This window comes from Acinetobacter sp. YH18001, assembly GCF_013416975.1.
GTDB classification, from domain to species: Bacteria; Pseudomonadota; Gammaproteobacteria; order Pseudomonadales; family Moraxellaceae; genus Acinetobacter; species Acinetobacter pseudolwoffii.
In genome coordinates this window covers 1-6,242 of sequence record NZ_VPEU01000073.1, presented here as the reverse complement: position 1 = coordinate 6,242, position 6,242 = coordinate 1, and the positions used below count along the sequence as shown (strand labels likewise).

At 42.0% G+C, this 6,242-nt stretch carries 9 protein-coding genes and 1 pseudogene; 5 read left to right on the top strand and 5 right to left on the bottom strand.

Going from position 1 to position 6,242, the window contains the following annotated elements:
* Positions 1–508: FAD-dependent oxidoreductase (locus FTV48_RS13780; RefSeq protein ID WP_180000717.1), on the top strand; the 508-nt coding region annotated here is incomplete at its 5' end.
* Positions 509–774: 266 nt separating this feature from the next.
* Here the strand turns inward: FTV48_RS13780 and FTV48_RS13775 are convergent.
* The 3 genes from FTV48_RS13775 to FTV48_RS13765 all read right to left on the bottom strand — a co-directional run bounded on the left by FTV48_RS13775 (position 775) and on the right by FTV48_RS13765 (position 2,983).
* Entirely contained in the window at positions 775–1,029 is a 255-nt protein-coding gene (locus FTV48_RS13775; RefSeq protein WP_005097495.1) for a YfhL family 4Fe-4S dicluster ferredoxin, read from the bottom strand.
* A 2-nt stretch (positions 1,030–1,031) separates the two neighbouring features.
* Complete coding sequence (gene yegQ / locus FTV48_RS13770; protein WP_180000716.1) at positions 1,032–2,441, bottom strand: tRNA 5-hydroxyuridine modification protein YegQ; 1,410 nt, start codon at positions 2,439–2,441, stop codon at positions 1,032–1,034.
* A 131-nt stretch (positions 2,442–2,572) separates the two neighbouring features.
* The gene (locus tag FTV48_RS13765) at positions 2,573–2,983 is read right to left on the bottom strand and encodes a Cd(II)/Pb(II)-responsive transcriptional regulator (RefSeq protein WP_100355690.1); all 411 of its coding nucleotides are present in this window, start codon (positions 2,981–2,983) and stop codon (positions 2,573–2,575) included.
* A gap of 85 nt (positions 2,984–3,068) precedes the next feature.
* Here FTV48_RS13765 and FTV48_RS13760 point away from each other — a divergent pair, with 85 nt between their 5' ends.
* From FTV48_RS13760 to FTV48_RS13750, 3 genes are all read left to right on the top strand, one after another.
* The gene (locus tag FTV48_RS13760; protein WP_180000715.1) at positions 3,069–3,692 is read left to right on the top strand and encodes a cation transporter; all 624 of its coding nucleotides are present in this window, start codon (positions 3,069–3,071) and stop codon (positions 3,690–3,692) included.
* 187 nt (positions 3,693–3,879) lie between these two features.
* Positions 3,880–4,131 (top strand): hypothetical protein, encoded by a 252-nt coding sequence (locus FTV48_RS13755; RefSeq protein WP_005170200.1) that lies wholly within the window; start codon positions 3,880–3,882, stop codon positions 4,129–4,131.
* Positions 4,132–4,149: 18 nt separating this feature from the next.
* The gene (locus FTV48_RS13750) at positions 4,150–4,326 is read left to right on the top strand and encodes a hypothetical protein (protein ID WP_180000714.1); all 177 of its coding nucleotides are present in this window, start codon (positions 4,150–4,152) and stop codon (positions 4,324–4,326) included.
* 78 nt (positions 4,327–4,404) lie between these two features.
* On the opposite strand, the gene FTV48_RS13745 is transcribed toward FTV48_RS13750, so the two are convergent.
* On the bottom strand, positions 4,405–5,184 hold the full coding sequence (locus FTV48_RS13745; RefSeq protein WP_005097483.1) for a ferredoxin--NADP reductase: 780 nt from the start codon (positions 5,182–5,184) through the stop codon (positions 4,405–4,407).
* A 105-nt stretch (positions 5,185–5,289) separates the two neighbouring features.
* On the opposite strand from FTV48_RS13745, the gene tsaA reads away from it, so the two are divergent.
* Positions 5,290–5,994 (top strand): tRNA (N6-threonylcarbamoyladenosine(37)-N6)-methyltransferase TrmO, encoded by a 705-nt coding sequence (gene tsaA, locus FTV48_RS13740; protein WP_180000713.1) that lies wholly within the window; start codon positions 5,290–5,292, stop codon positions 5,992–5,994.
* 55 nt (positions 5,995–6,049) lie between these two features.
* Here tsaA and FTV48_RS13735 read toward each other — a convergent pair.
* Positions 6,050–6,242 (bottom strand): annotated as a pseudogene (locus tag FTV48_RS13735) (hypothetical protein); the annotation flags it as partial.

The following is a 6,242-nucleotide window of genomic DNA, read 5'->3' as shown; positions in this document are numbered from 1 at the left end:
TAAAGGCAAACGTGTTGCGGTAATCGGTGGGGGTAACTCAGGTGTAGAAGCTGCAATTGATCTTGCAGGGATTGTAGAGCATGTGACTTTGGTTGAGTTTGATAGCAAGCTTCGTGCGGATCAGGTACTTCAGGACAAATTAACAAGCTTGCCAAACACCACGGTGATTAAAAATGCCTTGTCGACTGAAGTGGTGGGTGACGGTTCACAAGTGACTGCACTGAAATACAAAGATCGTGTAACAGATGAAGAGCACACTGTTGAATTGGCTGGTATCTTCGTACAGATTGGTTTGTTGCCGAATACCGATTTCTTAAAAGCAACAGCGGTTGAACTTTCAAATCGTGGCGAGATCCTGATTAATGAACGCAACGAAACCAATGTGAAAGGTGTATTTGCGGCGGGTGACTGTACTACTGTTCCGTATAAGCAGATCATCATTGCCACCGGTGAAGGTGCGAAAGCATCACTGTCTGCATTTGATTACATCATCCGTTCAGGTCAGTAAAAAATAACACCAAGGTTCCCCAAAACCTTGGTGTTCGATCTCGATTATCTTTGTTATACCTTTTTTATAGGAACTCCGGACGCTAACACCAGAGTTCCTTTTTTTATTGTTATATTTGCTTCCTTTTTTAGATCAGCCAGAAGCATCCCCAATTGCTTCTAGCTGTTTCTTTCCTCTGTACTGTTTTTGTTTTGCCTCTTATTATTCAGCCTTCCCCAAGGTTGTCTTTATTCAATGCAATATTTATTCCAATGCTTGATCAGTACTTAAGACTGGAACAAATTCAAGACTTTAAATTTTTCTAACAGTTGCTCTTGTGTCTCTACATGCTCAGGATGCGGCACAATGCACTCAATTGGGCATACATCTACACAGGTTTGGCGCTCATAAAAGCCGACACATTCCGTACAACGGTTCACATCAATCTCATAGACTTTCGCACCCTCATAAATCGCATCATTTGGACATTCTGCTAAACACATATCGCAATTGATGCATTTGTCGGTAATCAGCAGCGCCATGTTTAACTCCCCTGATAAGCCAGTGACGATGCCGAAATATCTATAGTCGATGTCGGCAGATTGCGGATGAGCAGTGCATATTGCATATCTACATCTGCTGGAACCGGAATCTCGACGATATGACCTGAGCCTTTAGCCTCAGAAATCAGATTGCCTTTTTTGTCTTTCATTTCGGTTAAAACAAAGCTGATATTGCCTTGAGTCGTCATCAGCTCTAAGGAATCACCCACGACAAAACGGTTTTTTACATCAATTTTGATGGAGTTACAGTTACGTTCTAAGACTTCACCGCAGAACTGTTGATGGTCAAAACTTGAAGAGCCATTTTCATAATTGTGATATTCACTGTGCACATGACGGCGCAGGAAACCTTCGGTATACCCACGATTGGCCAGACCTTCTAATTGCGTCATCAATGCTGGGTCAAATGGTTGGCCCGCAAGCGCATCATCAATGGCCTTACGATAGATTTGTGCGGTACGGGCACAGTAAAAATAGGATTTGGTCCGGCCTTCAATCTTCAAGGAATGTACCCCGACCTTGATCAGACGATCGACATGTTGTACCGCACGTAAGTCTTTAGAATTCATGAAATAAGTGCCGTGTTCATCTTCTTCGGCAGCAAACATGTCTTCATCATTGCGCTGTAATAATATCGGTTCATCAAATTGATGCTGTGCTTGCATATGTGCTTCGTCGGCATCTTGAGAGCAGCAGCCTGAATCCAGATTTTTCACTGGAATCACATCACCAGTTTCATCTTCCTTCGCATCCAGAACTTTGTATTCCCAGCGGCAGGCATTGGTACACGCACCCTGATTGGCATCACGTTTATTCATATAACCAGACAGCATGCAACGGCCGGAATAAGCCATGCACAGCGCACCATGTACGAAAACCTCAATCTCCATATCCGGTACTTGCTGTTTAATCTCAGCAATTTCTTCAATCGATAATTCACGTGACAGAATCACGCGCGTGAGTCCCATATTTTTCCAGAATTTTACCGTTGCCCAATTCACTGCATTGGCTTGCACAGACAGATGAATATCCATTTCTGGAAAATGTTCACGCACCATCATGATCAGGCCCGGATCAGACATGATCAGCGCATCCGGCTGCATCGCCACCACAGGTTCCAGATCACGAATAAAATTTTTCAGTTTGGAATTATGCGGCTGGATATTGACGACCACATAGAACTTTTTACCTAGCTCATGGGCTTCTTGAATGCCAATCGCCAGATTGTCATGATCAAATTCATTATTACGAACGCGCAAACTATAACGCGGCTGACCTGCATAGACTGCATCTGCACCATAGGCGAAGGCATAGCGCATATTTTTCAGTGAACCGGCAGGTGAGAGGAGTTCAGTAACGGTCGTCAGGCTCATGATGGAATCGAAAGACATATAAAAAGTACGGCTTTATTCTAACCATCTAAAATTTGGATTCAACCCAGTAAATTACTCGGAAATAAGCAATTTAGAATAAAAAGAATGTTTTATTTTGAGTGAAATGAAGCACTAAAATTATTCAATATTCAATTATTTTCAGTCTGTTCGAGCATTTTTAAAATCTGGCAATGATCAATGGTGGTCGGGACATTACAACTTTTGCGAAGTGCAATCAGTTGTTGTTCGAATAGCTGTAATTCCCTAATTTTTTTGGAGATATCTTCTAAATGCTGGTCAATGAGCTGATTCACTGCACTGCATTCCTGCTGCGGATTCTGTTCGAGTTTAATCAGGGCTTCAATCTCTTTTAAGGACATGTCCAAAGCACGACAGCGTTTGATAAAAAGCAGCCTTTTCAGGGCTTCTTCACCATAATAACGATAGCGATTACTTGCTCGAAAATTCGGCTGTATCAAGCCTTTCTTCTCATAAAAGCGAATGCTATCTGTGCTTAAAGCAGTCTTTTTGGCTATTTCTGAAATTAAATAGACTGACATTGCTCGCTCCTGCTTGACCTTGGAGTTAGTCCATAGTTTCTAATTATTTTAACTCATTTTTTGCACGAAAGTATGGAAGATCAACATGGCCTGTAGCTGTAGTCATGAACCTGTCCCACCCAAACCTAACAGTAAGTTTAGAACGGCGTTATGGATTGCCTTGGTGGTGAACCTGACTTTATTTGTGGTGGAACTGATTGGTGGGGCCTATGCACATTCATCGGCTTTGTGGGCAGATGCCTTGGACTTCTTTGGTGATGCCGTCAATTATGGCGTCTCTTTGGCGGTCATCGGTGCAAGTCTGTACTGGCGCGCAACAGTCGCTTTACTCAAGGGAATGACCATGGCCTTATTTGGCCTGGTGATCATGGGAAAAGTCATTTATGCCTATCTGCAAGGCATTCCGCCAGAGGCACTGACCATGGGCTTGATTGGTGTGCTGGCATTGCTGGCAAATGTATTTACGGCAGTCATTCTTTATGCCTTTCGTGAAGGTGATTCCAATATGCGGTCAGTCTGGCTGTGTAGCCGAAATGATGCCATTGGCAATGCTGCCGTGATTCTGGCAGCAGTCGGGGTTTTTGGTACAGGCAGTCTGTGGCCAGATATAATAGTGGCGATGATTATGGCGAGTCTTGGTTTAACTGCGGGTTATCAGATTGTGAAGCAGGCACTGGCAGAACGGGCATTAGGACATGAGTCAGCCTGATTCTGAATATTTAAGTTTAATCCTAAAAAAGCTGCTTAACGGGCAGCTTTTTTATGGCCTGTATATTTTAAATAGATGAAAAATAAAGCTTTACAAATCCACTAATTTTAGAAAGAATCATCCGCGAAATTTATAGAATAGCAATATAACTTAACCATTTAATTTTTATTGTTTTTGAGGGGGGACAATGAACTTCATAAAACTACTTTCACTTGCGGCCATGGTGCTGATGACGGGCTGTAGCTCTATGGTCATTACTTATGATGCCACCGGTCAGGTGATTGGATCATGTAAAGCAACACGCGGTCTGCTTTCAACTGCAAGTGCCCATTGTGGTGGTTCAGGTAATGCGATGGGTGTGAATTACAATAGCATGGATGCCAAGACGGGTTTGTTGCCAGCACTGCCAAGTCAAAACCAGATTAATTTAAAGCCATAAAGAATACAGGGGAATATCATGAAATTATCAGCACTTATTGCACTGACACTGGTATTAACAGGCTGTGCATCGACAGTGACTACATTTGACTCACATGGCCGTATGATCGGTTCATGTAAGGCAGAAAGCGGTTTTATCATTGGTGGTGGCGCAGGCTGTTCAGGTTCTGCCAATCAGGAAGGTCGTGATCGTTAATTTTTTAACGCCGATTCAAATAAAAAACCGAAGCTTCAAGCTTCGGTTTTTTTAATTCTGATCATCTAAAATCAGATTTTATTTTTCCACGAATGCACGTTCAATCACGTAATCGCCTAGAACACCCATTTTAGGTGACTCTTTTAGACCGTGTTGGTCTAGAAGTGCAGCAACATCGTCGAGGAAGGCTGGGCTACCACACAACATAGCGCGATCCGTTTCCGGGTTAAAACGTGGCAGACCAATTTTTTCAAACAGTTCGCCGGTTTCAATTGCAGTCGTAACGCGACCTTGGTTCGGATATTCTTCACGCGTCACAGTCGGGTAGTATACTAATTTTTCTTTTGCACCAAGCTCTGAGAAGAATTCGTGATTTGGTACTTCATTCAAAATCAAATCTTGATAAGCCAGTTCAGAAATGAAACGGGTACCATGCACGATAATGATTTTTTCAAAACGTTCATAAGTTTCAGGATCACGGATGGTCGCCAAGAATGGTGCAAGGCCAGTGCCTGAAGACAGAAGATACAAGTTTTTACCTGGGTTCAGGTCATCTAGCACCAAAGTACCTGTCGGTTTTTTAGAAATCAGGATGTCATCGCCGACTTTTACTTTTTGTAGAATGGAAGTCAGTGGGCCATCCGGCACTTTAATTGAGAAAAACTCTAACTCTTCTTCGTAGTTGGCACTTGCAATTGAATATGCACGCATTAAGGGCTTGCCATTGACTTCAAGGCCGATCATTACAAACTGACCGTTTTTAAAACGTAAAGCAGTGTCACGAGTCGTTTTAAAAGAGAATAAAGTATCATTCCAGTGGTGGACGTGAGTAATCTTTTCGACGTTAAAAGCAGCCATTAAAGGTCTCAATAAGTTATCAAATTAGAACAACTTGCTATTCTAAACTAAATCCATTCTCTATAAACTGAATATATTTAATTGAGCTTATCAAAAAAAGTGATGATGACTGAAATTAAGTTGCCGATTATTGGTTATATGCAATCACCCTATAAAGAAAAATTTGGTATTCCACGGCAGCCCAATCTGGTGCAGGTCGAAAGTTATATCGAAATGGTCGGCCCCTATAATGACTTGCTGGCATTTGAAGGAATTGAGGCTTTTAGTCATCTCTGGCTGATCTGGCAGTTTCATGATAATAAATATCAGGAGAATGCGAAATTCCGTCCGCAAGTACGCCCACCACGTTTGGGCGGCAATCAGAAGATTGGCGTCTTTGCGACACGGAGCATGTATCGTCCAGCGCCGATTGGCTTGTCAGTCGTTCAACTCAAAGAAGTCAAGAAGGTCGGCAAGAATGTACGTGTGTATCTAAATGGAAGTGATTTGCTGGATGGAACGCCGATTGTCGATATCAAGCCCTATATTCAGTATTCAGATGCCGTGATTGAGGCACAAAGTGGTTATGCACAGGATGAGCCACAACGTAAATCGGTAATTTGGACAGAAGAGGCGGAGCAGCAAAAACAGCAGTTCATGAATAAGGGAAAAGTTTCTCCACAAATACTGCAAGAACTCGAAAAAGTTCTCTCTTTAGATCCGAGACCTGCTTATCAGGATGATGAGGAACGGGTTTATGGAATGAAGTTTGCGGATTTAGATGTGAGGTTTAAAATAGTCGGTGATAGGGTAAAAATACAGGAACTTTAAGTTCCTGTACCTCCGACTTAGCTAACTTAGCTATTAATCAAGTAAACGATGAAAATTATTTACTGATCACGTTATTCATTTGTTTTCTAATTTCGCTTGAAGCTACATCATTAAATGCATTACATGCATTTTGAGTCAAATCATAAAGTTCTTGGCGAACTTGTTTCTCATGATTATCTTTTGCAGAAGTTATCAAACTTTGAAGTTCTGATAATAAGTTTTTGAAATCATATTCCTTTCCTGCTGGA

Bases quoted from the DNA above. Each gene is read 5' to 3' on its own strand.
- FTV48_RS13775 (WP_005097495.1), bottom strand. From the start codon at position 1,029: ATGGCGCTGCTGATTACCGACAAATGCATCAATTGCGATATGTGTTTA.
- yegQ (WP_180000716.1), bottom strand. From the start codon at position 2,441: ATGTCTTTCGATTCCATCATGAGCCTGACGACCGTTACTGAACTCCTC.
- FTV48_RS13765 (WP_100355690.1), bottom strand. From the start codon at position 2,983: ATGTCAGTCTATTTAATTTCAGAAATAGCCAAAAAGACTGCTTTAAGC.
- FTV48_RS13760 (WP_180000715.1), top strand. From the start codon at position 3,069: ATGGCCTGTAGCTGTAGTCATGAACCTGTCCCACCCAAACCTAACAGT.
- FTV48_RS13755 (WP_005170200.1), top strand. From the start codon at position 3,880: ATGAACTTCATAAAACTACTTTCACTTGCGGCCATGGTGCTGATGACG.
- FTV48_RS13750 (WP_180000714.1), top strand. From the start codon at position 4,150: ATGAAATTATCAGCACTTATTGCACTGACACTGGTATTAACAGGCTGT.
- FTV48_RS13745 (WP_005097483.1), bottom strand. From the start codon at position 5,184: ATGGCTGCTTTTAACGTCGAAAAGATTACTCACGTCCACCACTGGAAT.
- tsaA (WP_180000713.1), top strand. From the start codon at position 5,290: ATGACTGAAATTAAGTTGCCGATTATTGGTTATATGCAATCACCCTAT.